22 protein-coding genes and 3 pseudogenes are annotated in these 24808 nt (G+C 68.3%); 12 read left to right on the top strand and 13 right to left on the bottom strand.

Annotation, left to right across the window (positions count from 1 at the left end; all coding sequences use genetic code 11):
- Nucleotides 1–20: 20 nt before the first annotated feature.
- Entirely contained in the window at nucleotides 21–788 is a 768-nt protein-coding gene (locus tag ACFZCP_RS38640) for an SDR family oxidoreductase (protein WP_391438667.1), read from the bottom strand.
- A 436-nt stretch (nucleotides 789–1224) separates the two neighbouring features.
- Between ACFZCP_RS38640 and ACFZCP_RS38635 the strand changes: the two genes are divergently transcribed.
- Together ACFZCP_RS38635 and ACFZCP_RS38630 are read left to right on the top strand one after the other, a co-directional pair.
- The gene (locus ACFZCP_RS38635; RefSeq protein WP_391438664.1) at nucleotides 1225–1416 is read left to right on the top strand and encodes a hypothetical protein; all 192 of its coding nucleotides are present in this window, start codon (nucleotides 1225–1227) and stop codon (nucleotides 1414–1416) included.
- 561 nt (nucleotides 1417–1977) lie between these two features.
- Nucleotides 1978–2700 (top strand): SMI1/KNR4 family protein, encoded by a 723-nt coding sequence (locus tag ACFZCP_RS38630; RefSeq protein WP_391438661.1) that lies wholly within the window; start codon nucleotides 1978–1980, stop codon nucleotides 2698–2700.
- Between the two features lie 141 nt (nucleotides 2701–2841).
- Here ACFZCP_RS38630 and ACFZCP_RS38625 read toward each other — a convergent pair whose 3' ends face one another.
- From ACFZCP_RS38625 to ACFZCP_RS38615, 3 genes are all read right to left on the bottom strand, one after another.
- Nucleotides 2842–3060, bottom strand: a complete 219-nt coding sequence (locus ACFZCP_RS38625) for a helix-turn-helix transcriptional regulator (RefSeq protein WP_362699446.1) — start codon at nucleotides 3058–3060, stop codon at nucleotides 2842–2844.
- On the bottom strand, nucleotides 3060–3551 hold the full coding sequence (locus tag ACFZCP_RS38620) for a DUF2975 domain-containing protein (RefSeq protein ID WP_391438814.1): 492 nt from the start codon (nucleotides 3549–3551) through the stop codon (nucleotides 3060–3062). The genes ACFZCP_RS38625 and ACFZCP_RS38620 overlap by 1 nt, the downstream gene beginning before the upstream one ends.
- 655 nt (nucleotides 3552–4206) lie before the next feature.
- The gene (locus ACFZCP_RS38615; RefSeq protein ID WP_391438658.1) at nucleotides 4207–4638 is read right to left on the bottom strand and encodes a hypothetical protein; all 432 of its coding nucleotides are present in this window, start codon (nucleotides 4636–4638) and stop codon (nucleotides 4207–4209) included.
- Between the two features lie 602 nt (nucleotides 4639–5240).
- Here ACFZCP_RS38615 and ACFZCP_RS38610 point away from each other — a divergent pair.
- Nucleotides 5241–5663, top strand: a pseudogene (locus ACFZCP_RS38610) (transposase); the annotation flags it as partial.
- A gap of 4 nt (nucleotides 5664–5667) precedes the next feature.
- Here the strand turns inward: ACFZCP_RS38610 and ACFZCP_RS38605 are convergent.
- On the bottom strand, nucleotides 5668–6426 hold the full coding sequence (locus tag ACFZCP_RS38605) for a hypothetical protein (RefSeq protein WP_391438656.1): 759 nt from the start codon (nucleotides 6424–6426) through the stop codon (nucleotides 5668–5670).
- Nucleotides 6427–6943: 517 nt separating this feature from the next.
- Between ACFZCP_RS38605 and ACFZCP_RS38600 the strand changes: the two genes are divergently transcribed.
- The gene (locus tag ACFZCP_RS38600) at nucleotides 6944–7639 is read left to right on the top strand and encodes a CAP domain-containing protein (protein WP_391438653.1); all 696 of its coding nucleotides are present in this window, start codon (nucleotides 6944–6946) and stop codon (nucleotides 7637–7639) included.
- A gap of 298 nt (nucleotides 7640–7937) precedes the next feature.
- Complete coding sequence (locus ACFZCP_RS38595) at nucleotides 7938–8672, top strand: transposase family protein (RefSeq protein ID WP_391438650.1); 735 nt, start codon at nucleotides 7938–7940, stop codon at nucleotides 8670–8672.
- A 111-nt stretch (nucleotides 8673–8783) separates the two neighbouring features.
- Here ACFZCP_RS38595 and ACFZCP_RS38590 read toward each other — a convergent pair whose 3' ends face one another.
- Entirely contained in the window at nucleotides 8784–9131 is a 348-nt protein-coding gene (locus ACFZCP_RS38590) for a hypothetical protein (RefSeq protein WP_391438648.1), read from the bottom strand.
- 151 nt (nucleotides 9132–9282) lie between these two features.
- On the opposite strand from ACFZCP_RS38590, the gene ACFZCP_RS38585 reads away from it, so the two are divergent.
- The gene (locus ACFZCP_RS38585) at nucleotides 9283–9912 is read left to right on the top strand and encodes a transposase (protein ID WP_391438646.1); all 630 of its coding nucleotides are present in this window, start codon (nucleotides 9283–9285) and stop codon (nucleotides 9910–9912) included.
- Here ACFZCP_RS38585 and ACFZCP_RS38580 read toward each other — a convergent pair.
- A pseudogene (locus tag ACFZCP_RS38580) lies at nucleotides 9912–10028 on the bottom strand (IS5/IS1182 family transposase); the annotation flags it as partial. The gene ACFZCP_RS38585 and the pseudogene ACFZCP_RS38580 sit on opposite strands and share 1 nt — an antisense overlap.
- A gap of 291 nt (nucleotides 10029–10319) precedes the next feature.
- On the opposite strand from ACFZCP_RS38580, the gene ACFZCP_RS38575 reads away from it, so the two are divergent.
- From ACFZCP_RS38575 to ACFZCP_RS38560, 4 genes are all read left to right on the top strand, one after another.
- The gene (locus ACFZCP_RS38575) at nucleotides 10320–10850 is read left to right on the top strand and encodes a hypothetical protein (protein ID WP_391438643.1); all 531 of its coding nucleotides are present in this window, start codon (nucleotides 10320–10322) and stop codon (nucleotides 10848–10850) included.
- 469 nt (nucleotides 10851–11319) lie between these two features.
- A complete protein-coding gene (locus tag ACFZCP_RS38570; protein ID WP_391438640.1) occupies nucleotides 11320–11838 on the top strand; it encodes a hypothetical protein in 519 nt (172 codons plus the stop codon).
- Nucleotides 11839–12389: 551 nt separating this feature from the next.
- Nucleotides 12390–12665, top strand: a complete 276-nt coding sequence (locus ACFZCP_RS38565) for a hypothetical protein (RefSeq protein WP_391438637.1) — start codon at nucleotides 12390–12392, stop codon at nucleotides 12663–12665.
- Nucleotides 12666–12669: 4 nt separating this feature from the next.
- The gene (locus tag ACFZCP_RS38560; protein WP_391438636.1) at nucleotides 12670–12990 is read left to right on the top strand and encodes a hypothetical protein; all 321 of its coding nucleotides are present in this window, start codon (nucleotides 12670–12672) and stop codon (nucleotides 12988–12990) included.
- Between the two features lie 122 nt (nucleotides 12991–13112).
- On the opposite strand, the gene ACFZCP_RS38555 is transcribed toward ACFZCP_RS38560, so the two are convergent.
- From ACFZCP_RS38555 to ACFZCP_RS38545, 3 genes are all read right to left on the bottom strand, one after another.
- The gene (locus tag ACFZCP_RS38555) at nucleotides 13113–13346 is read right to left on the bottom strand and encodes a hypothetical protein (protein ID WP_391438633.1); all 234 of its coding nucleotides are present in this window, start codon (nucleotides 13344–13346) and stop codon (nucleotides 13113–13115) included.
- 118 nt (nucleotides 13347–13464) lie between these two features.
- Nucleotides 13465–14037: a DUF6529 family protein gene (locus ACFZCP_RS38550; RefSeq protein ID WP_391438631.1), complete on the bottom strand. Its 573-nt coding sequence runs from the start codon at nucleotides 14035–14037 to the stop codon at nucleotides 13465–13467.
- Nucleotides 14037–14588 carry a hypothetical protein gene (locus ACFZCP_RS38545; RefSeq protein WP_391438630.1) on the bottom strand — a complete coding sequence of 184 codons (552 nt, stop codon included), beginning with the start codon at nucleotides 14586–14588 and terminating at the stop codon, nucleotides 14037–14039. Before ACFZCP_RS38545 ends, ACFZCP_RS38550 begins: the two co-directional genes overlap by 1 nt.
- Before the next feature lie 1372 nt (nucleotides 14589–15960).
- Here ACFZCP_RS38545 and ACFZCP_RS38540 point away from each other — a divergent pair.
- Nucleotides 15961–20838 (top strand): trypsin-like peptidase domain-containing protein, encoded by a 4878-nt coding sequence (locus ACFZCP_RS38540; RefSeq protein WP_391438627.1) that lies wholly within the window; start codon nucleotides 15961–15963, stop codon nucleotides 20836–20838.
- Between the two features lie 89 nt (nucleotides 20839–20927).
- Here the strand turns inward: ACFZCP_RS38540 and ACFZCP_RS38535 are convergent, their stop codons facing one another.
- Nucleotides 20928–21404, bottom strand: a complete 477-nt coding sequence (locus ACFZCP_RS38535) for a hypothetical protein (RefSeq protein WP_391438625.1) — start codon at nucleotides 21402–21404, stop codon at nucleotides 20928–20930.
- Nucleotides 21405–22424: 1020 nt separating this feature from the next.
- On the opposite strand from ACFZCP_RS38535, the pseudogene ACFZCP_RS38530 reads away from it, so the two are divergent.
- Nucleotides 22425–22700: pseudogene (locus ACFZCP_RS38530) on the top strand (ATP-binding protein); the annotation flags it as partial.
- Between the two features lie 105 nt (nucleotides 22701–22805).
- Here ACFZCP_RS38530 and ACFZCP_RS38525 read toward each other — a convergent pair.
- Nucleotides 22806–23315, bottom strand: a complete 510-nt coding sequence (locus tag ACFZCP_RS38525) for an NAD-dependent epimerase/dehydratase family protein (protein WP_391438623.1) — start codon at nucleotides 23313–23315, stop codon at nucleotides 22806–22808.
- A 48-nt stretch (nucleotides 23316–23363) separates the two neighbouring features.
- On the bottom strand, nucleotides 23364–24683 hold the full coding sequence (locus ACFZCP_RS38520) for a hypothetical protein (protein ID WP_391438620.1): 1320 nt from the start codon (nucleotides 24681–24683) through the stop codon (nucleotides 23364–23366).
- Nucleotides 24684–24808: the final 125 nt, after the last annotated feature.

Here is a 24808-nt window from a genome sequence, read left to right as displayed (position 1 = left end):
TTATTCATCGACGCAAAAGATCATGGGGCGATCGGGCCGAGGAAGGTCCCGCCCGAGACGTCGACGGTCTGACCGGTCACCCAGCGACCCTGTGGGCCGGCCAGGAACGCGACGACGTCCGCGATGTCTTCGGGCTCGCCCAACCGCCCCAGCGCGGTGATCGACTCCAGCCCGGCCACCACCTCGGGGATGGAGGTGTAGCCCGCGGTCATGTCGGTCCGCACAGCGCCCGGCGCGACCGTGTTCACCGTGATGCCGCGGCGGCCGAGCTCGTTGGCCAGCGACGGTGCCATCGACTCCAGCGCCGCCTTGCTGATCGTGTAGCCGATCTGGGTGGAGACCGCGAAACGGCTGGCCGTGGAACCCATGTTGACGATGCGTCCGCCGTCGTTCAGCAGCGCCATCGCCCGCTGGATCACGAAGAACGGGGTGGCGACGTTGATCTCCATCAGCCTGCCGAACTCCTCCTCGGAGACCTGCGAGATCGGGTTGCCCGAGCCGATGCCCGCATTGTTGACCAGGATGTCCAGCCCGGCCCCCGCCAGCCCCACGGTCAGCTCCTCGAACAGCCGGTCCACCGCGCCGTCCTCGCCGAACCGGGCCCGAATCACGAACGCTCGGCCGCCCGCTGCCTCAATCCGCGCCACAACCTCCTTGGCCGCCTGGTCGTCGGCGCCGTAGTGGACGGCGACCAGCGCGCCCTCGGCCGCCAGCCGCAGCGCGACCGCCCGGCCGATTCCCCGCGAGCCGCCGGTCACCAGTGCCGTCTTGCCAGTCAGAACGTTCATCGTCGCTCCCTGTTGGGTGGCCGGTCCGTGGCGGATCCGGCGATGACCCAACCGTCGCGGCAAGGGCTCACCGGAAGCTCACCGCGGACTCACCGGGGTACGTCGCACGGTCCCGCGGCCGGCCCGGCGTGGTGTGGCAGCAGTGCGCAAGCGGTGCGATGCCGGATCCCGTAGATCACCGAACGCGGCCGGCTACGAGCCATTGGTGGTCCTCGGGGGCACCGTTGGCCATGTGGGGGCCGACGAGGATGCCCTTGAGCGCGTCCTCGGCGGGCAAGAACTTGCCGTTGACAACGTCAGAGATCGTGCCCCGCGAGATGTCTTACGTTCTCCATGTGCGGCCATCGGCGCGGATGCCACGGTCAACGGCGGCGGCCTCCGGTGGGCCGGGAGCCGTCCGCAGAGATCCAGACCGTCCCCTGCCGGGGAGGGACTCATGTCCAAGGCCGAAAGCAAGGGCAACGCGGCGATCCCGGAACCCCACGGCCCGTCATCGACGAGAGCTCAATGGGCCCGGCGAGCATGGCGCATGCGCAACGAGGTCGGCCTGTGTCTGCTCCGGGGCGCGGCGAGCGCCGTCGGCGGTGCCATCGTCGCGTACGGCGGCGTCTGGCTCCGCGCTCGCTGAGGCCTCCGTTCCTCGTCGGCGATCAGAAGGCACCGTGCCGGCAGGGAGGCCCATACCGTCTGGATCGGGACTCCGAAAACACCGTAGATGCGGCCGCCGGCGCGCTGCGGCAGTCCTCCAGCCGGGCGAACAGGCCCACCGCGGTGGCGACGGCCGCGACCGCGCCGGCCGCGGGTCCGGTCTGTCCCGCCATGACGTGGCCTCGGAGCCAGCCCGTTTATGAGCATCGAAGTTCTCGGGCATCGCACGCAGCATCATTCGGTTCACGGTGAACGTCATCCCGGACCCCGACCACGCGGAACCTGCCGACAGCCTGGAGGCGATACGCAACGTGCACCTGGCCGGTGGCGGGAGGGATGCGTATCGGATGCCCTCGGTGCGCCGTGCCCGGGTGTGCACAGGGCGGCTGGCTTCGTCGGTGTGAGATGAGAGCGGCTGACGCCGGCTTCGGGCAACGGATGTTGCTCAAGCCGGTCCGGAATGTCGCTGGACTCCAGGAACACCTGGTCGGCGTGTCGGGGTGCGCAGACGCCTGATGAGCGGGACGGATATCGTCCTGGCATGACACAAGGGTTCGATCTTTCCGCGTCGCTTGCCAGAGGCGTCGAAGACCGCAGTGGTGCATGGACCTTCATCCAGGGCTTCGCCGCCCACTGGGTCGGTGCCGCCCTGGGAAGCAATGACGGATGGGCCGAAGCCGAACTCGACGCTGCCGAGGAGCGACTGGGCCTTCGGCTGCCGACGGCGCTGCGCGAGGCGTATCTGCTGTTCGGGCGCCGACAGGATCTCACCAGCAACCACGATGTGCTGCTCGGTCCTGCAGAGCTGTATGTCGACGATGCCAAGGAGGCCCTGGTCTTCCGTCACGAGAACCAGGGAGCCACATCCTGGGGCATCCTCCTCGACACCCTCCAGGGTGAAGATCCTGCGGTGTTCATCCGGCTCGACCTTGCCGACAAGAGCGCCGAGCGGTGGGAGGACTGGCTGGAGCGTCTTTCCCTTTGCTTCGTCGAGATCATCTTGTCGGAGTCCCTTCAGGCCGATGAAGAGCTCTGCGACTACCTCGACCCGGATGGCGACAGTCTTGAACTGCTGGAGACGCACTCCGTCAGACTGCCCTTCCCGGTGTACCCCGTCGGCGAGGAGACCCGGTGGTTCCTGGGCCACGACGTCCTTCTGCGCGATGACGACGGCGCGGCCATCCTGGCCCGCGGCCGGACAGCAGATGACCTCGATCGCGTTCGTGACCTGATCCCGGGCGACTGGCTCAACGACCATCGATGATCACGTTCCAGACTCCTGCCGGCCTGACTGCCGAACGGGGTCGGGACGGTGCTGCGGGTGATCGGCGATCCACGTGCATGCGGTCCACGTGCTGTGTCAGTCCGGTGGTGCCGAGCGTGTTCACGCCCGCCCGGGGGCAGGTCATCCGCCCGCGCCCTCGGCCTCCCAGCGCAGCAGGTCGCCCGGCTGGCACTCGAGCACCTCGCAGAGCGCGGCGAGCGTCGCGAAGCGCACCGCCTTGGCACGGCCGTTCTTGAGTACCGCCAGATTGGCGGGAGTGATCCCTACCCGGTCCGCGAGCTCGCCCACGGACATCTTCCGCCTGGCCAGCATCACGTCGATGTCGACGGCGATCGGCATCAGATCACCTCGTCCAACTCGGCCTGCATCTGCGCTGCTTCGACGTCGCGCGCGACGGCCTGGGCGAGCAGCATCCGCAGCACGAGCACGATGAGGGCAACCCCAAGGATGGCCACGCCAACCCCGCCCATGATCACGGTGACCCCCGGGTCGTCCCGCTGGCCCGGCGCGTTGAGGGCTGTGACCGCGAACCACAGAAGGGCGGCCGCCACGATCGCGCCGATCACCCCGTCCACGTACCGGAAGGCTGCATGGGAGAAAACGGTTCCGCGGCGCACCATCGCCACGAGCCGCCATACGCAGACCAGGGCAACCTGGGCCGCCACCATGCCCAGGGTCGTGATCACACGCAGCGGGGTCAGCGGAAGTGACCCGCCCTCCGGGTCCCTCCCGCTGACCAGCACCCACACCATCAACACTTGCACGAACACGGTGCCGGCGAACACCACCACGAGCACGGAGCGCAGCGCACGCACTGTCAGCTTTCCCATGACCCACCCTTCCATCGAATAGCGATGGAAATCTATCGAATGTCGATAGATGACGCAAGGGTCGAGACAGAGGCAAGGGCGGCATCGCACGGTGACGGGGCGCGCACCGGCCCCCTCCCCTGCCGTGGCGTTCGCGCGAACCATCTCGATCTTGTCGAAGTCAGCCTCGTTGGAGCACGACTCGGACGCCAACTACACCGAAGCCCTGCGCAGGGCTGCCTCACCTTGAAGTGACGTATCCGCTGGTCAGCTGCTATCCCCCGGGTGGAGCGGCTCGTCTGCACCAAGAGGTGGGTACACACTTATGAGCCTCGCAGGCCAGAAGGGGCCCCCTCATGGAGGGGCACCCCTTCTACGTGGAGCCTGTCTCATCTTGAACCGGCCGCGTCACGTCGTGGTTCAGCGCGTGCGGGCCAGGCGTGGACCTCGGTCCTGCGGACCAGGAGCATGGATCTGCTGGTCAGCGACACCCTGCGTCCGGCGTGTGAACCATGACCGACAGCTGCCCCCACCTGCCGTCTTCCACTCCGAAGGGCCTGCAGAGTGGCATTCCAGGGTGCTGCCGGCCGTCCCCCTGCAGGGGTGCAGCCACGGATCGGGGAGCGGGAGTCGACGGCCCGGACGTGCGGACGTACAGCGGTGCGAGAAATGCCGCCTACTTGCTGCTCCAGTCCTCGGCGTACAGCCCGTAGAGCTTCTTGTACGCGTCCTCCTTGGCCGGGTACAGCACCTGGACCCGAATGGTCAGGGTCTCCCCCTTGGGCACGATGTGCTTGCCTTTCTCGGGCGGAGGCGAGCCGAGTCGGAACCTTCCGTTGGAGCCGTCCTCGATGATCACGCCCCAGAAGTTCGTGGCGAACTCCTTGAACGGCGCCGTCCCGGCGGGCAACTGGCCGAAGCCGACGCGCCACCGCGTCACATCGGTCGCCCCGGCCTTCAGGGTGATGTCGTAGGGGTAGATCCACCCCATGGTCTCCCAGTCCTGCCAAGGGTCCTGGACGAGCTCGTAGGTGACGGTCAGGTTCTTCTTCTCCACCGTGAAGCCGACCTTGGCCTCCTGGGACTTCTGCGCTCCCTTGACCGCCACGGCTGGACGCTGTGACTTCCCACCGTCCAGCCGTCCTTGGGGGTGAACGTCCACCTGTCGCCGATCACCGGGACGGAGCCGAGCCGTGTGGATCCCTCCGCGAGCTCGACGGTCTCGGCGCTGAGGGCGATACCGTCGATGGGGGTGCCGGCGTCCACCTTCGCGCCGTCCTTGGGGTCTGCATGTGGCCGTCTGCATGTGGTCGATGTCGAGCCGGGCTGCGATGCCGACGCCTTAGTCCGGTGTGCCGAGGGCGTTCAGAACACTGACCTTGTAGGCGTTGACCTGGACGTGGGTGGCTTCGACGGTGTACAGGCACGGCCGGCCTGCGGTCCGCCTCCCGACTGGCCTCTTGCATCAGCGAGGCTGCCGCTGGAGTTGGGGTTCGGCTCCGGTCAGACCTGCTGGCGCCGACTCGGCCGGTGGCATGAGACCGGTGTCTTCGACAGGTTGCACCGCCTTCTGCTCGCCGAACTGCACGCGGCGGGCGAGCTGGACTGGTCGCGGGCCTGCGTGGACGCCTCCCACATCCGCGCTAAAAAAAAGGGGGCGAAGGCACCGGTCCGTCACCGGTCGACCGCGGGAAGACAGGCAGTAAGCACCATCTGATCTGCGATGGGAAGGGCACCCCGTTCAAGGTCATCACTACCGCCGCCAACGTCAACGACGTTACCCAGACCCAGGCCCTGGTCGACGGCATCCCGCCCGTGGCTGGCAAGCCTGGCCGTCCACGCCATCGGCCCGATGCCCTACTCGGCGACAAAGGCTACGACAGCAACCCCAACCGCCGCGAGCTGCGCAGACGTCGGATCCTTCCGGTGATCTCCCGCAAGGGTGCCCCGAACATCAAGGACCTCGGAAAGCTCCGTTACGTCGTTGAGCAGACCTTCTCGCTCCTGCATCACTTCAAACGGCTGGCCGTCCGCTGGGAGCGACGCCTCGACCTGCATGACGCCCTCCTATCCCTTGCCTGCAGCCTCATCTGCTGGAGACGCTTCAAGAGGTCTTGTCCAGTTCGCCCATGAGCTGTTATGCCTGGAAGGCCGCGATCTGGTCCGGTACCGAGAATTCTGAAGCACAGTCCGGACACGTCGTGCGGCCGAACAGATGGGTCAGATGGTCTGCGGCGGCTGACTGCCCGGCCCTGACGGCCAGACCGTGCAGCCGGGACGCCGTCGGCGGCAGGTTCGCGGGGGCCGCCGGGCGGACCCCGGTGAGTATGGGTCCCTCGCGGCCGACAACCCGAAAACGCGCGTTCGGGTCCCGACGGCAAGTGCCTCGGAGCTTGTAGGAGAGGTCGATCTCCAAGCTCCCTGCGCAGAAGGGGCACACCACGGGGTACGCATCGCGGCGCAAGTTGCGCCTCCATATGGGCACCCCCTCGAAAGCCAGAAGGTGCTCCAGCCAGTACAGAAAGTCGTCTTCATCGCCCTCGAAGGGCCTTGCCATCACCTGGTTCTGTGTCAGCTGGTGCAGCTCGTTGATCGCAGACGGGTAGCGACCCTGGACGTAACCGGGCTCGTGAAGCTGCTGCTCCTCGACGACGATGCGGCCGGCCAGCCCAAGGGCCTGCCAACGACCGCCCGGCTTGCGACCGGTGGCGATGTCTGCCAAAACGGGCAGGGCGGCAAAGCTGGCCGTGTACACCGAGCCCTGGTGGTAGAGAGAAGCCCACAGCTCCTCCCACGCCACGTCAGCCAGCTCAGGATCACTAACCTCGTCAAAGAGCCGTGGTAGGTCGGATGCGGATCCGTAGGCGTGCTTCAGACGGGACCAGTCCAGGGTCATGCCCACAATCATCCCAGCCGCATCCGTCTCAGGAATCTCGCCACCAAGATCGTGTTACGAGTTCATAGGTAGTACTCGCCATCGGCCTGATGCGCCAGGTCGGCTGGACCAAAATCGCCGCCACAGTCGACCACTGTCGGTCACATCCCGACCGCGCAGCCGCGCTACTCGGTCTTGCGGCTTGAGAACGTATCAGCCCTGACGCCGGGGGGTAGAGGCTTGATCGCCTTGGGCGCAGATGCTTCCCTGTCACAGCGGTTGCAGGGTGGACTGGCCTGTCTTTTCCTTGTAGACGTACAGGCAATTGCCAGCGCTAAGCCAGCGCGCTGGTCAATCAACTGACCTGCACGGAAGGCGCATCCGACGGTTCGAGCCCGAGCGAACAAGCAACTCCACCGACGACCTGATCCTAGCTGCTCCAGCTCCGTAATCACATCGGCTATTCCAGCGACCACCAGATGGCTCAGCTCGCGCACTACTGCACAGCAGCTCGCTAGCGACCGCTGAAGGAGGGCTTATGTCCAGGAGCCGGACATGGGACACCGCCGGGCGCTTGCTCTTGGCAGTGGCAATCGCTTTGACTCCCGTTTCAGGCCGTACGCTGGCCGCTCCAGGCGACCTCCTGTCCACCGCGGTCTACCTGTCCGATGGCTCTCAGTTCCCGGGGTGGTCCCAGTGGAGCGACCGCGATGGCGGCTGGATTGACTCAGCGAAGTGGGTCTCCGGGGACTTCAACGGCGACGGAAAGACCGACATCGCCGCATCCTGGAACAACAGTGGCACACCAGCTGGGGATTGCCAGAAAGCGGAAGAGCCATACTCTGGCTATGTCGACACGGTTCCCCAGACGGACGCCGACGTCGTCAACGCCGAGCACGCGCTGCTCTACCTCGTGAACGTGGAGCGTACCCAGCGTGGTCTGGCAGCGCTCTGCTACAACGGTCAGCTCGCCCCCGAGGCGCGGGCGCACTCCAAAGACTGGGCGACCAACCCGGATCGAACCTGTCCACAGCACAACCCCCCGCTAGTATGCGCCCACTGGGACTCCCGAGCGGGATACTCCTGGCCGGAGGATCGCTTCACCAAGTCGGGCTACGGTCCCACCGTGCCGGTGGAGAACACTCAGAATGGTGGCGGACTGAGCGACGGCACGAATGTCGTGCCGCTGGATGGACCTGGGGTACCCCTAAGGCCGCAGTCTATTGGTGGATGAACCATAACCCCGAGAACAACTACGCCAGCAACGGGCACCGCGCCGCCATTCTCAACTCTCAATTCAAGGATGCGGGTCCGGGTGCCGGTCACTACACAGATCACTACGGCAACCCCGCTGCGACATTCACCTTGATGTTCGGAGCGCGTTGACCCCAGTACACGAAACCAGATTGACCATGGCGACCCCAGAGGTCGCCATGGATTGGTTGCTGAGAAGCTGTGAAACCGTGCGTTCGGGTTCGAACGAATAAAGCTGGCGAGGCTCCAATACCACCGAAAGAGTGACAGTGGGCCGCATGTACCCCGCACTCGACCTCCCGCATGCTCTGGTCGAGTGGGTCACCATGCTCATCGTCACCCGCGAGGGTGACCGGAGGTGCAAGCTCCCGCCGCACCAGCGCGCACTCGTCGCTCCGGTGTACCTGCGCCGCCACGACGGCCTCGCGAGGATCGCGGCCGGCTTCGGCATATCCGTCGGCACTGCGCACGCCTACGTCACCACCGTGACGAACCTGCTCGCCGCCCAGGACCCGGGTCTGCTCAAGACCCTGCGCGAGAATGACCCGGACTTCGTCCTCCTCGACGGAACCCTCACTGAGTGCGACCGCGTCGGCGAGGGTTCCGCGAACTACTCGGCCAAGCACCGCCAGCACGGCGTGAACGTCCAGGTCCTCACCGATCCAACCGGCGAGCTGCTGTGGATCTCGCCCGCCCTGCCGGGCCGCACCCACGACCTCACCGCGGCCCGCGCACACCGGATCATCCGGATCTGCGAACGTCAGGGTGTCCCCGTCCTCGCCGACCGCGCCTACACGGGCGCCGGCACCTGGGTCACCACCGGCCTCAAGCGGCCGCCAGGCGGAGAGCTCACCCCGACCCAGCGCGCAGTCAACCGGGCCCCCGCCCGGGCTCCGGTCGAGCGCGCCATGGCACGGCTGAAGTCCCGGCAGATCTTCCGCAGATCCCGCATCAGCCCCAACCGCATGACCGTCATCACCAAAGCGGTCCTCACTCTGGAGAGGCAACACTGAAAACGCTCACTGTAGTACTCCAGTTGTAGGTCGTGATCTTGCTGGTCGGGTACCAGGTCTCCAGCAGTACTGATACCCGTCTCAATTGACCGGTCCGATGCGCATGCTGTCTCAGCGGGACTGGTCAGTCGAGGGGCCGATGGCGCTGTCCGCGCCGTAGAAGCGGCCCTTGTCGCACAGGGCATCGATCTCGGCGTTGTCCTCCTCACTCAGTTGTGCATCCAGTGCCACGCTGATGACGCGTCGGGCACGGGCCAATCGCCGAGCGACATCCCAGTCGGCGATGAACTTGCCGACGGTGAACTCGTCGGCGGTTCCGGATGCCTGGCGGGATCCGAGTCGGTCGAGGGAAACGACGAACTCGTTCAGGTCCTGCAGTACTGCGACGACCTCATTGAGGGGCATGCGGATCTCGCGGGAGCACATGTCCATCAGCCGATTCAACTCCAGAGCTGGCACTCGGGCCCAGATCCTGATCGTGTCGGTCGGGTCCGGCCCGGGAACGGGTACAGCCACCGGTGATCATCGGTGTGTGAAGGCAGGAGATCAGACGATGGCCGCAGGTCAGAGCATAGATCCTGCCCACTGGCAGGAAGCGTTCTAGGTCCTGATGGGCCGTATCGCGGGACGGTTCGTCCGGATGGAGCCCCGGCGCCGGGCACGGGCGTTCGTGCTCGGATTGCTTTCGGACCTGCCGCGCAACAACTGCTGGACACTCGCCGAGCAGGCAGGGGACGCGAACCCGTACGGTCTGCAACACCTGCTGTCGAGGGCCAGGTGGGATACCGACGGGGTACGCGATGACATCCGCGGCTTCGTCGTCGAGCACCTGTACCACGAGGATGCGGTACTGGTCGTGGATGCAACCGGCGACCTGAAGAAGGGTACGGGGACGGTGGGGGTACAGCGCCAGTACACCGGCACTGCCGGGCACATCGCGAACTCCCAGGTCGCCGCCTCCCTTGCCTACTCGACTCCACTCGGACACGCGGCGATGGACCGGGAGCTGTATGTCCCGCGTTCGTGGACCGAGGACACGGCCCGCTGCTTCGAGCGAACGGCAGACGTTTGCCGAGCAGATGCCGGGGCTGCCCCGGAGGCACAGCAGATGGACCGGCGGTTGCGTTCGGCTCTCGCCGCGATCGGTCTCGCCCTTGCCGACTGGCTGGTGCCCGGCCGGCTCCAATCGGGGAAGTCCGCGGGCATCGCCCGCCAGGAGATCCCGCCCGCGACCAGGTAGCGGATCGCGTCCAGCATCCGGCGGTGGCAGTAGCCCTCGGGCTGTTCGCCCCGCCCCTGGAGCCATGCCGGCACCGGCAGCAACGGCCGGATGGCCGCCCACTCCGCATCCGTCATGTCCGACGGATTCCGGCGCACCCGATCGGGGTGATCTGCCGCGTTGCCGTACCGGTGCGCGAGACAATCGCACGACACGGCAGGCGAGTTGAAGCGGACGGGATCGGGCGCGTACAACAACGACAACAGGGCCTCCGGGAACCGCTCGGAACGGGGTCGCACCCCCGAGCTACCAGGAGGCCCTGCCTCCATGCACCTACCGGCGGAGGTTCACTCAACCAAGACCCTGTTCGACCCACACGTTCCAAGGCCGGTTGAGACGGCTTCTGACAACCACCCAGGGGGTTTGAAATGGCTGTTCCATGGGAGCTCTTGATATCCACCGTAGGCGGTGTCGCCGCCACCATCGTGGGCGTCGTTGCAGGCGGGGCCGTTGGGCGGCGCAGCGAGAATCGAAAGTGGCTTCAGGAGACACAGACGTCCGCCTACGAGAGGTTCCTGCAGGCTTTCGGCGCCGTCGAGATGGAGCTGCGTGAGGCGTTCCTCGAACGGCGCAGACCTGCAGTCGCATGGGGACCGTTCAATGCCTCGATCCAGTCGCTGAGCTTGGTGGCGAATCCCGAGGCGGCCGCAGCAGCTCTCCAGCTCTGCGATGTCATCGAGGATTTCACCATCCTCTTCCACGATCGTCAGCCAGCGGATCTTGAGGAGCTCCGACCGATCCACACCGCCTTGGACCAGGGGCACTTGAAGTTCGTCAATGCGGCCCGACGCTCACTCCATCCCTCGCAGGAACGTCTCACCCAGACACTCGGCGGTCCGTCGCCCTGGCGTGGCGTCGCCTTCGTGGACCAAGGCGACGGCGCCGGCGAGGCTGAATAGCACAATGAGTCTCTTCATCGGTGGTTCTCCAGGGTGAGGACGGCCTTGCTCACCGCCGGAAGATCACTCAACCAGCACCCCTGTTCGACCTGCACGTTCCAAGATCGGTTGAGAGACGGCTTCTCAGCTGTTCTGGTCGCCGCAGATCACGAACACGGCTTGGGGCCGGACCATTTGAGAAGGGACAGTTTCCACTTCGGAGCCGACCCCCTCCTCGGTGACGCGTTCCCGACCGCCCGGTACGTGTACGACATCAGCGAAGCGTGCGGGATCAAGTTCCCCACCAAACTAATCGGCTGCCGACGCGATTCCGACGGGCATCCCCTCCACGAACACCTTATAGTCCGTATCGATCTCCGTGATGTGTACTTCTTCTTACGGCCAGGGGTCCTTACAGGCAGGAGCCACTGCTCGCAGAGGACCTCGCACGTTCCGGATATCTTCCTGTCGCTCGAAGGGTGTTGCCTCCATGAGTACCCTGCCGTCGTCGCTCGCCGCCAATTTCGAGGTGCGGCACCTATCAGTTCCGCTCCACCAGCCGTACAACCAGGCGCGTGCCCATTTCAATGAACTCGTGCCCGTCCTCGACCAAGCTCGCTTCGAGCAACTCAAATCCGGGGAAGCAGTCGTCGAACAGGTACGGATCAACGCGCCGCACCACTTCATGCGGTACTGGGAGGGCGACGTCACGGCCGCGATGACGGGGTCCGGCTCCGCCTGGAAGTGCACCTCCTATCTCATGGGGAATCACGTGATCGCCGAGCGCATGTACCGCCGCGATCCGGTGGCGATGCTCTATGCACCGCTGCGGGTCGTGATCCATGAGGACCGAACGGGCAGCGCACGCTTCGAACTCGACCAGCCCAGCACCCTGTTCGCGTCACGGAGGGACCCCGAGATCACCGGGGTGGGTCCTGAACTGGACGGCTACGTCGCGGCGTTGCTGACTGCCCTCGGTGCCGGCGTCCCTGCAGAACTCGAATCTTGAGGCGGCTCTCTCTGGCGGCCTGATGGTCTCTTGGCGATGCAGGTCGAACCTGCCGGCAGGTTCGTGGCATGAGTGACAGCTTCTCGGTGAGTCACGCTCTGGCTCGCCCTGGCGCAAGATCAACGGCTTCCCCGTCGCCTCCGGTTCTACAGCACTGACGGCGCAAAGGCCGCAGCTGGTCTCTGGCAGTACTGGAGCTGGAGCTGGCGCTGGCCCCAGATCAGGCAGTTCCGTCCCCGGGACGCTGCGTCGTGGTGCCCGAGCTCAAGCGCTCCCATGAACACCCCAGCCGGGCATTCGAATCGAACGGGCGGGGCGACGGCACCGAACGCGGGAGTGCGCGATGACGATCGGCAGGCTGTCCAGATGCCGGCCACTCGCGCAGCGGGCCGGAGCTGCGACGACGTGAACGCGGACTACGGCTGGGCGAGCCGGGCCCCCCACCGTGCCGCGCATGTTGCCTCGGCCGGTGACCTCGCTGACGCAGACACCGACGTGTCACCAGTCGGCTGAGACTCCTCCCTCATCTCGGCATTGAAGCGCCGCCTACGATGGGCGCGGTCATCCCGCCGCACCCTTGTGGCTACCTCGGCCGGCGGATGGAGACCGCCTCTGCGCTGTTGATAGCCACCTACCGCGACGATGAGATCGGCAAGGCACACCCGCTGCGGGTGATGCTGGGAGACCTGGCGGGCTGCCCGGTGGTGCACCGATGCGAGGTCGCCCCGCTGAGCCTGGCCGGCGTGGCTGCTCTGGCGACGGGCCGCCCGGTGGATGCCGAGGAACTGCATCGCGTCACTGGCGGCAACTCGTTCTTCGTGAACTGAGGCGTTGACGGCACCGGCCGGGGGCCTCCCGGCCACGGTCCGCGAGGCCGTACTCGGCCGGCTGGCCCGGCTGGCCCGGCTGTCGGCCCCGGCGCGGAAGGCGGTTGAGGCGGTGGCGGTGATCGGCCCGCCCGCGCCCCTGCGGCTGGTCGGCGCCGTGATGCCGAAGGCGGATGCCGCGCTTGAGGAGGCCGTAGCAGGGGACATGCTGCACGCCGACGGGTCGGCGATTGCCTTCCGGCACGAGCTGGCACGCCTGGCCGTGCTGGACACCGTGCCGGGCCCACCGGCTACTGCGCCCCCGGGCGCCCCTCACAGGATGTGAGCGCGTTTCAGAGGTGGTCGGTGTCCCGCCTGGCCCGGCACACCAAGAGGATGCTCACGGACCGAGGAGACCGGGCCCGGCACACCGGTGTCAGCAAGGAGGACTCGGTCAGGTGCAGCAGTTCAAGGCTGCGGCAATCCAGTGGCGGAACGAAGCTCTTCACGGGCCCCGCCGCAGCGGCGGACCTTGCGCTGGACGCCCTTGGAGTCCGCCGGGCGGCGGCCGGCCAGGTCCAGGTCCTCGATGTTGATGTCCAGGACCGGCTCGGAGCAGGCGCAGGTCTCGTGGGGCATCTGCCACACCGTCATCTCCCGCAGGCGGACATCACGGCGAGCGATCAGCCGGTCGATCGCCATCTTCGAACACACCGGGGTATCCGAGTCCGACGCCGCCAGCCGCTTCGCCCACATCCGCACGCTCGCATCGGCAACAGGGCTGCCGTGCAGGCTTTGGCGGGCGGCGGAGATGGCACGGTCAGAAGCCGGGGGCGGAGCCGGCGAAGAACCACAAGGCGGCTGTGTACCACATGAGTGCGATGGCAGCGACCAGGGCACCGCCAGCGGCCGGGAGCGCCCACCCAGGCAGTTGGCGGCTACGTACCACCAGCACCTTGGCGACGAACACGCCGTACAGGACGCAGCCCGTGATGGAGTGCACCGCCTTTCGGCTGTTCGTGAGATCAACTCCGTAGGCATTGATGCACTGGTAGGCGATGGGCAGCGACAGCAGAAAGGCAAGGAGGCCGATGATCCGGTGTGCCGGGTGCACGCGGTGCGGCGCGGCCCCCGCTCCCGGCAGGCGCCGGTACATCCACAGCCCGAGCAGCAGTTGGACGACCGCGAGGGCCATCATAGCGCTGCCCAGGCGCGCCTTGAGATCGATGACGCGGACGCCGTGCAGCCCGAACAGGCCACTGGTGTAGTCGGGTGTGTGCATGCGGCCGAACGCATACACCCCCACCGCGACCGCGACCGGCAACAGAACAGCCAGAAGGCCCGCCACCGTTCGTGTGGGACGCCGCATCCGCGCGCCCGTGTGTCCAGTCATCAGTCCCCAATCGATCCGGTTCGACCTTGCTGCCCGATGCGTCTGCGACGTGCCACTGTGGCGCCGGGCGCTCTGATCTTTTCGCCGTTGGCGCCACTGGCCGACGTGTCACCCGCGAAGCGGTGCAGGCGGTGCCCGGTGAAGGTCACTTGAGGGGTGCCGTTGGAGCATTTCGAGGTGCCGATCGCCTCGCTCCTGGCAAACGGGGCCGCTTGGGGCGTGCCGGAGGTGAGCGGCGGCCAGGCGAACGCGCATGCTCCGCCGCCGGTCGGCGCAGTCGACTGGGCGGCCTCGGGGAGGCAGTGCGTCCGCCCCTTGGCGTTGTCCAGGATGAGGCCGAGCTTGCTGAGGTGCACCGTGGCCGTGCCAGTGGCGACCGCCGCGCTGCTGCCGCGGGCGGTCGAGCGGATGCATACGGCGACGCCCGCCGGCAGCGCTCCGGATCCGGGCCTGGCGCAGAAGGACGAGATCCTCCGACTGGGGCAGCCGCTTGCAGCAGCAAGCGGCACGGCGGAAGCCGCCGGCACTGTCGCCGCGGCCATTCCTTTCATGAGTTCTCCATGACGTCGGACGGCGCATCCAGACGGCCGCGGGAAACGACCCCGGCGGACCCCTTCTCCCAGTGGGCTCCGGGTGCAGGGGTCCTGTCCATTCCAAATGGTCCGCTTGAGCAGTCGCTGCTCCATTGGTGAGCTCCCTGTTCACCTGACTTCGGCTCGCCGGGGTGACATCGAGCCGTCGAGGGCTTGGGCCTGTTGCGAAAGGACGAGACACCGCGCGAACGGCACATGCTGGACGGGGCCGTCTTCGAGGGCGACCGCACGGTCTGGCCGGAGGAGTAGACGACGTGGACGGCAGGCTCCCTGCGGCTCGCGGTCTCGGCCCTCGGCGGCGAAGAACCGACGGTCACCGTCCTCGGCGGCACCCACCTGCCCCGGGTCCTGGGGTACCCGTGCGCGGGAATCTCCGCGTAGTACTTGTAGGCCGGGGTGCCCTTCTGAACGGGAGGGCGCCCGGTGGGATGGTCCGGGAGCCCGTTGCCCCTGAAGCGCCTCTCGGTCGCGGTCGTCGTCACCTTCAGGTCCTTGTGCCAGTTCATGGTCCCCGACACGAACGGGCGCTTGAGTACGTCGATCACACCGTGCGCGTCGATCCACGGGCGGTCGGGCCGGGTGAGGCTCTCCCTTTGCAGGCGAAGAGGGTGTCGCGCGGGTGAGGCGATCGACGTGCCGGTAGGGGGTGTGTGCAGGTGGGTGATGAGGGTGCCGTCTCCCCCGCCTCGTACGCCCTCGGCCGCCCGCGCGGGGTGAGGCGCGACCATCGCCGCGGCCCCGGAGTCGGCCGGGGCCATGGCCGGCCCCAGCAACGCGCTGGAGGCGCCGGCCGCCACGGCAACGGATCTGCGTACGCCGTACATGAACGCTCCCCATCTCGGCAAGGAACAGACGAAGGAACAGGCGGACGGCGAGCCAGCGGTCCCGGCCCAGTTCCCGCCACCCGCATCACCTCACCACGCCCTACCACCGATGCCCCACCGACACGTACGCGCGTTCGAGTGAGCCCACGTCCGGTGCAGGTCGCGCCGCCGCCCGCCACTCTCACAAAGCCGCTTCGAGCGCTGACACACCGCAGTGCCCCCCTCGAAGCTGCTCGGGCCTCGTGTCTGCCGCGCCTCTGCCTCAGACCGCCGCACTGCAGGACGGACGCCTGGGGCAGAACCCATCCTCGCGCCCGGGCCCTATATATGACGGAGTGTTAGCCTGTGGACACGGGTGGGGTCGCTGTCGCAGGGGGGATACAGCAGTGGTGGAGTCGTCCGTGTTGATCCGCCAGTTCTTGCCGAGCCGTCCGTGCTGAACGGCGACGCGCAGTCGTGGGAGTTGACCTCCGACGCGGGCGCTACCGAGGAACGCTGACACGCCGATGCCGGACCTGGAGAGGGACCGAGTCGCCGAAGTCGCCGTCATGTGTCCTGACGGCACCCGGTTGCGGGGGTCTGGCTATCTGGTGGCGACCGGCCTGGTACTCACGGCCGCGCACGTGGTCAGGACCGCGGAGACGGTCACCGTCCGCTTCAACCCGGACCGGGCCGACGAGTGGAGTGCTCCGGCACGGGCGGGCTGGTTCGGCCCGGACCGGACTGATGCCGCCCTGCTGGAACTCGATTCCGCGGCGGGCCCGTTCTCCCGGCAGGTGGATACGGTCCGCTTCGGCGCGCCGGGAAACGACAACGCCGTACTGACCTGCAGCGCGCTGGGCTTCCCGCTGTTCAAGATGCGACGGCGCCCCGACGGGTCGCTCGCCCGGGACGCCTGTCACGCGTGGGGGCATCTTCCCGTGCTGTCCAACTTCCGCAGCGACACTCTGGAGTTCAGGGTTCCGCCTCCCGAGGCCACCGCGCAGGGATCGCCCTGGGAGGGCATGTCCGGGGCGGCTGTGTGGGCCGAAGGCCGGGTCATCGGGATCGTCGTGGAGCACCACCACACAGAGGGACCCGGGACCCTCACGGTCAGCCGCGCCGACCGCTGGACCGGGACGTCCGACGGCGCCGGCGTCGAACTGCTGCGGCGGGCCGGGCTCGACATCCCTCCGCAGCGGATCGGGCCCGCGGCCGGAGACATCCGGGTGGCCGAGGGCTACCGGGCGCAGGCCCGCTCCATCGCCCCACCGGAACTCCTCGGCCGCCAGGAGGAATGCGACACGGTGCTCCGATTCTGCGCGGGCCCGTCCGGCTATCAGTGGTGGCAGGCGCCGCCCTGGCACGGCAAGACCGCGTTCACCGCCTGGCTGGCCGCGCATCCCCCCGCCGGGGTGGCCGTGGCCTCGTTCTTCGTGACACGGCGCAATGCGACCCAGTGCGACAGCGACGCCTTCGCACAGGCCATGGCCGCCCAACTGGCGGCTCTGGCCGGGGAGCCCATCGTGCACGGAGCCGCACCCGACGTACACCTCCGGGAGTGGCTCCGACTGCTCGAAGCCGCCGCCGGCCGACAACGGCAGCGCGGGCCGCTGCTGGTCGTCGTGGACGGCCTGGACGAGGATGTGTCGCAGGCCGCGTCCCCGCCCCGGCCCAGCATCGCGTCACTGTTGCCCCGTCACCTCCCGGACGGCGTTTCCGTCCTCGTCACCAGCCGCCCACTGCCGGGACTGCCTGCGGATCTTCCGGGTGACCACCCGCTGCGGGACTGCGAACCACTCGTGCTCACTGCCTCGCCGAACGCCACACGCCTGCGCTACGAGGCGGAGTACGAGCTCAAGGGGCTGGTCTGTGAGGACTCGCCCGAGCGACAGGTCATCGGACTGCTCGCCGCAGCGGGAGAGGGGCTGAGCCGTGACGAACTGGGCGCGCTGACCGGCATGCCGCTCAGCAGCATCGACGCGCTGACCGGCGGTACTCTCGGCCGCAGTCTGGCCGAGCGCAGGTTTCCCGTCTTCCACGACTTCAGCGACCGGGCCCGCACCGCGCTCGTCTTCGCGCACGACACCCTGCCGGCCACCGCACTGCGGCTGCTCGGTGACGAACTGTCCTCGTTCCAGGATCGCGTTCACCGCTGGGCCGACACCTTCCGGGAGCGGGGCTGGCCGACGGACACCCCCCACTTCCTGCTCACCGGCTACGGACGCATGGTCGTGACGTCGGGAGACCAGGGGCGCATCGCACACGTGATCGCCGACCCCGCACGCCACGACCGGATGGCGTCCCGGCTGCTCGGCGACGGCCCCGCACTGGCGGAACTGCAAGCCGCCCGAGGCGCGGTCGCACAGGGCGACACCGACGACGGGCTGCGGTCCGCCGTCCTGCTGGCCGCGGCACACGCCCGGGTGACGGCACGTCATACGGTCGACGTGGAGGACGGCGGGCTGGCGCTGCTGCGGGCTCGGCTCGGGCAGACCGAGCGGGCGCAGGCACTTGTGGAGGCGATACCCGAGGACGGCGCGAGGTGCTTCGCCCTGATCCGTCTGGCCGACCTGCTCGCCGAGTCCGAACCACGACGTGCGCTCGTCCTGGCGGAGAAGGCAGCGGCGCTCGTGCACGGTGCACCACCATCCTCGTACCGGTCGGTTCCCGCCTTCGCCGCCGTACGCGCCGGCGGCGTTCTGATGCGGCTGGGCAGCCCTGAAGGCCCACCGGTCGTGCACGCGGCGCTTGCCATGGTCGCCGCGGAACACACCTCCCGCCCGTGGGAGCCGAAGACAAGCTCCGACGACTCTCGCAGTTCTAAGCGGTCCCGGAGCTCCGTGCGCTCCCGTTGGACGGACGAGATTCTCGTCTCGGCCGCCGAATCCTTCGGCGCCGCCGGCGATCTGGACGGCGTACGGGCCGTCTGGTCCGCCGCCGGTCACCCGGGCTGTCAGCAGGCGATCTGGCGTCACGCCCTCACTGCCTACGCGCGGCACGGCCATCGCTTCGCACTGGACCGTCTGCCGGACGCCGCCTCGGACCATACGCCCGACGCACCCGATTGGACGGCCACCGCACGCGCCGCATGGCCCACCGCTCTTGCCGCGGCCGGCGCCGAAGCGGAGGCCTGGCATGCGGTGGACGGGGTTTCACCGGGGAACCGTGATCCGGCGCTCGGTGCGCTGAGCGAGGCCTTCGGCGAGGCCGGAGATCTCGCCCAGGCCCTGCGCGCCGCGCGCTCTGTCACCGGACCCGGGGCCCGACGGCGGGCGTTGCTGGACCTTGCGGTGCGTGCACCGGACGCGCGGGAGGGGCTGCGCCTGATCGAAGAGGCCTGCCCGCACGGCCACGACGCCGGCACGGCCCCTGCCGACTGGCCGTGTGGCGGGGCGTGCGGAGCCATGCGCCTACGGGCGCTGGGCACCCTGGACCGGTGGGAGGAGGCGCTCGCGCTGGCCACCCTGCCGCATCCCGCGCCGTTCCGCCGGGAGGTACGCCGTCAGGCCCTCACCGTGCTGGCCCTGCGCGGAGACTGGCAAGAGGCCCTGGAGCTGCTGGCACGCTATCGGAGCGAGGACGAGCCGGACGGCTGGATCGGCGCTGCGGTCTCCATGGTGTACGCAGGCTCCCACGCCGGTCGGCCCGAGGCCACAGAACTGGCGGAGGAGCTGCTGGCCGCGCCACCGGAACCGCTGAGCGGCACAGAAATGGCCCGGCTGGAATCACTGGCTCTCCCCGTGCTCGCAGGAGCCGGTCGCTGGCAGGCACTGGCGGCCTACTGTTCCACCTGGACGGAATCACTGCGGCACCTGGCCCTCGACGGCGCCGGCATCGCCGAGGCCGTCGCCGAGCTGCTGGCCCGGCAGCCGGCACGGAGGACGGAGGCACTGAGCGCGCTCCGCCCTGTCTTCGGAGCCGACGTATGGTGCTCGGCCCTGGCACAGGCCTGCGCCCGGCAGGGCCAGTGGCGCACGGCCGCGTCGATCGCCAGAAACATCGCAGAACCCCTTGCCCGGCGCACGGCACTGACCCGAGTGGCCGACACCCTCGTCGAACGGGAACCCCGGTACGCGGCCCTCCTGGCGGACGAGGCCGAGCGTACGCCGCCGATCGCGCACCCCGGCCGGTACGAGGCCGGCGTCGGCACGGAGCGGGCCCTGATCGACTTCGCCGAAGCGCTGGCACCCTGTCGGCCGGACGATGCGGCACAAGCGGCGCACGCCGCCCGGGCCCTCGCGGACGCGGACGAGACACTGGGGCGCTGTGCGGTGGTGCTGGCCCGCGCGGGCGACGGCGCGGCCGCCGATGCCATGCTGAAGCAGCTCGACGACCGTCGTTGGCGGTGCCGGACCTGGGTGGCGCTGACCGCCGCCGCCGTGGCGGCGGGGCAGCAGGACGAGGTCCGGCGCCTGGCGACAGCCGTACTCGCATCACAGGACACGACCGCGGTCCCCGAGTGCCTGGCCCTCGTCGCGACGGCAGGCCTCCACAGTCCCGACGTGGCCGACGAGCTACGGCAGCAGGCCGTGGGCTGGGCCGCCACGCGGCTCGGCGCGCTGGACACGGTGGAGTCCCTCACCGCGGTACTGCGGCACTGCCCGGCCACGGACCGGGCAACCGTCTCCGCAGCGGTCCGCGGCATGGCCGGCCTGCTCGACTCCGGGCTGGCGCCCGCCCGTGTGCTCCCGCTCGCCACGCGTGCGGCCGTGGCGTTGGAGCACCTGGATCAGGAGGCGTCCGCCCGCTTCGCCGCCGTGGCACTGGAAGCTGCGGCAGCCCTCGACCCGGTGAGGCCCGGCGAGGCCCCGGCTTCGGCCGTCGCCGACGCCACCGCCCTGCTGTGCCGCGTCGGCGATCTGTCGAGCGCGCTGACAGCACCCGAGTCCCGGGTTCCGCACGATCGCGGCGACGTCCTGCCGGTGCTGCTCGCCGGAGCCGCCGCGGGCGCGGTCACCGCACTCCCCGACTGGGCGGCGGCTCAAGCCGATGCGGCGGCCGCCCTGTTGGGGGACTATCGAGGCCCGCTCGGCGCCCATCCGGCCCTGGGCCGCCAGGAGTTCATCCGCACGGATCCCGTTCTCGACAGCCTGACCGTGACCGCGAGGGCGCTCGCCGCACTGGACGACCGGCCCGGCGCCCAGGCCCTTCTGGAACAGGTGCCCAGCCCCTGGCAGCGTGACGTCGCATGGGCCCGGCTCGCAAGCGGATTGGCGGCCGACGCCGACCGGCTTGACGCGGACCCTCTGACCCGTCAGGCCGCCGAGTGGGCGCTGCGGCAGGCGCTGGCCGGCGAGCGGTGGACGACGGTGCTGCCCCTGGTGGCGGCCCGTCGTCCCGACGCGGTCGCCGAGGCCTGTGCGCTGCTGCGGAGAAGCGACCGAGTGCCCCGCCCGAGGTGACGGGCGCAGCAGTTTCGGCCGAAGGTCCTGTCCCCCGGCGCCGTCCGACCGTCGCCCTCGCACACCGACCGGCGGCGCCCTGGGGCGGTTCACCCTGTGGGGCCGTCGTCCTGATCCAGGAGTTCGCCATCGGGTGCATAAACGAAGATGTGAACCAACCAGCCGGAGTACTGAGCATTGCGAACGGCGAAGACGTTCCAGTGCGACTCGTTGTCCCGAGCGATGAGACCGGTTGAGATCTGCCCGCTGAGGCCAGTGTTTGTGTCGCTCCGGCCGTTGCTGCCCGGATAGTAGGAGGACCACTTGATGAGGCACTCCTGGCCTCGCAACCCTCTGATGGCGACGTCGACCTCGATGTCCGAGTAGGCAGGGTTCCCGGCGTTCCTCCCCCTGTTCAGGATGCGGGTGATATCCGCGGACACTCTCGGGGACGAGGACGCACCGTCGTCGGGCGCCGACGTCTCCGCGGGCATCGTCTCCGTCACCGTGGATGCCGGAACCGGGTCCGGCGTGTCCGGGCTGCAGCCGTGCACCTGATAGACCAGCCCGGTGACCACGGACACCATGACGGAACCGAACACATAGCGGAGTGTCCCGCCCCCGTGGGGACCCCCGCTGTTGCCCTGCTGCCCGCTCTGCTGCGCCCCGTCTGTCATCAACTACCCCAGATTTGACGGTACTTCAGCTTGGTGCATGGTTCAAAGCTATCTGAGGTGGAGGGAGTGATTCACGCGGCTGGAGGAGTTCCACGGAGGTCTTCGGCGCCCTCGGCACGCACGCGCAGGTCCAGCGTGCTCGGCAGCACTTGCGTGAGCAGATCGCGAAGCTCCCCTCATTCCACCCTCCGTCCCGTGTACGGTCGGTACGGCCCCCGAGCCCTTCACCCTGCTGCCCGCCGGTGCCCTCGATCGCGTCGGGATCGTCCGGGGCAAGCGGCCTTCGTTCCCGATCCGGGTATCGACAACGGTGCTGAGCACGCCACACCGGCGTCACACACGCGGGCCCACGACCACTGACCTCGTGACGCAAGAGTCATCCCGACGTGGTCACTCCTTTCGGACCACCAACCGACGGCCGGTCGCCTCATCGATCACGGTCCTCGATCCGAGGACCGTGTGCAGAGTCGCGCGTGCCGCGCCGATGCGGGCGTCAGCCGGGCAAGCGACGTCCGGTCCCGACCGGGAGATGACCCGCACGGTGAGGAAGACTGCCTTGGAGGTCTCGGACACCCGAAGGCGAGGAGGGCCGTCGCACCCACCCGACTCCGCCATGACGGTGAGGGTGCGATCGTCGCCGCTCACCGTGACCGGTCGAGTGATCGCCTCGTTCCTCGTGACGGTTTTCGACCCGGCGGCTCCCGATCCCGCACATCCCGTCAGCACGGCCAAGGCCGCAACGGTCACTGCCACAACACGACGTTCAAGTATGTGAGTCTTCACAATAGACCGACGCCGGTAGGCGCTAATTCGTTCGCGTGGGAGCGTGCAGCGTGGCGGTGGATGCTCGCGACGCTGGGGCCTGGCCCCTGCGTTTGCCGGTGGAGATGATCAGGTCGGGCTGGATCTGCTCGATCTGATCGACCGACTCGCCGTTCGCATGTCGATCTTCTATGCATTGATGAACTCGGCTACATGGAACTCGATCGGCGCGGCGCCGAGGTGCTGTTCCAGGTCCTGACCGAACTCAAGGAGAAGAACGGCGTCGCCATCGCCTCCAACGAGTCGTTCTCCGGCTGGACGAAGACCTTCACCGATCCCCGGCTCTGCGCAGCCATTGTCGAGCGGCTCACCTTCAATGGCGCAATCATCCAGACCGGCACCGAGTCATACCGTGTCACCCACAGCAAGGCGCTGGCCGAGTAGGCCGCGGCCAGCTGATATCCGGACAGGCTCCAGGCATGCGGCCCCAACAGCCGGTCCACCAGAGAAGCGGCAGCCCAGGCTTCAACGCCCCCCCCGTGCCGGCTTTCAGTCCTTCAACAGCTCATCGCGCACCGGCATCCAGTCCAGGGCGGACCGGATGCCGTCCTCCAGGGACAGCTTCGGTGTCCACCCCAGCAGCTCGGCCGCCCGGTCGCTCTTCGTGTAGCTCCCGGCGACGTCACCGGGCCGCCGATCGGTGTCGATGGCGACCAGGGGCGTGCTGACGACGTTGTTGAACGCGGCGCACAGCTCCCGAACCGTGGTTCCCGAACCGGAGCCCAGGTTGATCGCGATCGAGCGCTTGGGCCCCACGAGGATGGAGTCGAAACGCTCGATCGCCGCGATGTGCGCCGCGGCAAGGTCCCAGACGTGCACGTAGTCCCGGATGCCCGAGCCATCGCGTGTCGGGTAGTCCGTCCCCGTGACCGGGAACGGACGGCCTTCCTCGTGTGCCTGGATGAGCACGCCCAGGGCATGACTGGGCTGCTTGAGCTGGAGCCCAGTACGCAGCTCTGGGTCGGCCCCGACCGGGTTGAAGTAACGCAGAGACAACACACGCGGCCCCGCCACGCAACCGATGCACCTCCCCTTCCCGGTCGTATGTCAGCGGCGCCGAAGGAAGACGAACAATACGCCGGGGCCATCCGCCGACGGGGAGAAAGCGCCGACCGCATGCAGGGAAAGGAAGGGCGGTTGCTGTCCGTGCGGCAACGGCGCCGGATGCCCTGTGCTCATCGGCACCGACACGGACGCACCGGCCGCGGTGTCGTCGCCCTGGGCGATGCCGTACGCCTGACCGTCGTCGTCAACCGCCAGCATCTGGATCTGACGACTGGTGCCGCTACTCGCAAAGCAGTAGCCCTTGCCCGATGTGAGGTCGAACGCGAGCGGTCCGGCCAGCAGGTATCGGCCGTTCATCGACAAGGCGCTGGGGGTGTCCCATTCCGACAGATCGGTTGCTGAGCACCTGGTCGAAGCCTCGACCTTGCCCGTCTCGGCGTTGTGCACGGCCCATATGTCGTCCCCGTTGTCCGCAGCGGTCCATGAAGCGATGAGATGGCCGGAGACGGCGAAGTGGGCCGTGCTCTTGTACTGCGCATAGTCGTGCGTCTCGGCACCGGGCGGAACGACTCTGCTCGAATTCCAGACACCAGGCACACCGAACCCGCCGACAGAGTTGGCCAACACCGGACCGTGCGGTGTAAGCGCCTTGACCTCACTGGTGACGCAGCCGATCGCTCCGCACGTGGGCTCGCCGAGTTTTGTGGTGCTGGGGTAGTGCTTCAACTGCCCGGTCCTCATGTCCACGGAGACGGACTCGTCTCCGTTGTCCGCGCTGATCAGCAGCCCCGCTCCCCCGTCACGCGCCCGCGCCACGCCCGAGTATTCGCCGATCGGCACCTTTACCACGTGAGCGGGGGCAGCAGTGGCACCGGAAGTGCCGACGGGGTAGATGTCGACCTCGACCACTTGCTGGGGCTTGTTGAGCGCGTCGCCGCTGTCCGTGCCCTGCGCCCAGACCGCCAAGTACTCCCGGCCGTCCTGTCTGACGGCCTCCACCCCTGGGGTCTCCTCGATGGCTTTGCCCGTGATCTCCTGCGACTTCGGCGGCTGCCAGGGCTTGCTACCGAACCGCAGCGCACCAGTTGCCTCGTCGCGGGCCTCCAGGATGTACGAACGCCCCTGCTTCTTGAGGAGAGCGACGACCCCGGCCCCGGGCGCCGCGGCATAGGGCCGGCCTGTGGCATCCTCCGGGACCCACGGCAGAGCCTCCTGCCAGCCCTTGGTGCTGTCGAACGCCCGCGGGACCGGCACGTTCACCTTCAACGCCTGCTGACCTTCGCCGGGGCTCGTCGCCTTCGGGCCCACACCCTTGCCTCCGCCGCCGCCCCCGCTCGCGGCGCAGGCCGTCAGCGCCAGCATCCCCGCCAGCCCTGCCACAGCCAACGATGCCCTTGTACGTCTCACTGACGATCAGCCTCTCAGTCACACGGCAGGCCTGGTCGATCGACTGTTGCCCCCGTAAAGCCCATACGACGTCGAGACTT

The sequence above is a fragment of the Streptomyces sp. NPDC007971 genome, assembly GCF_042958635.1.
In the GTDB taxonomy this organism is placed as follows: domain Bacteria; phylum Actinomycetota; class Actinomycetes; order Streptomycetales; family Streptomycetaceae; genus Streptomyces.
The sequence above is the reverse complement of the archived record's forward strand: the minus strand, read 5'-3'. Positions and strand labels throughout refer to the sequence as shown.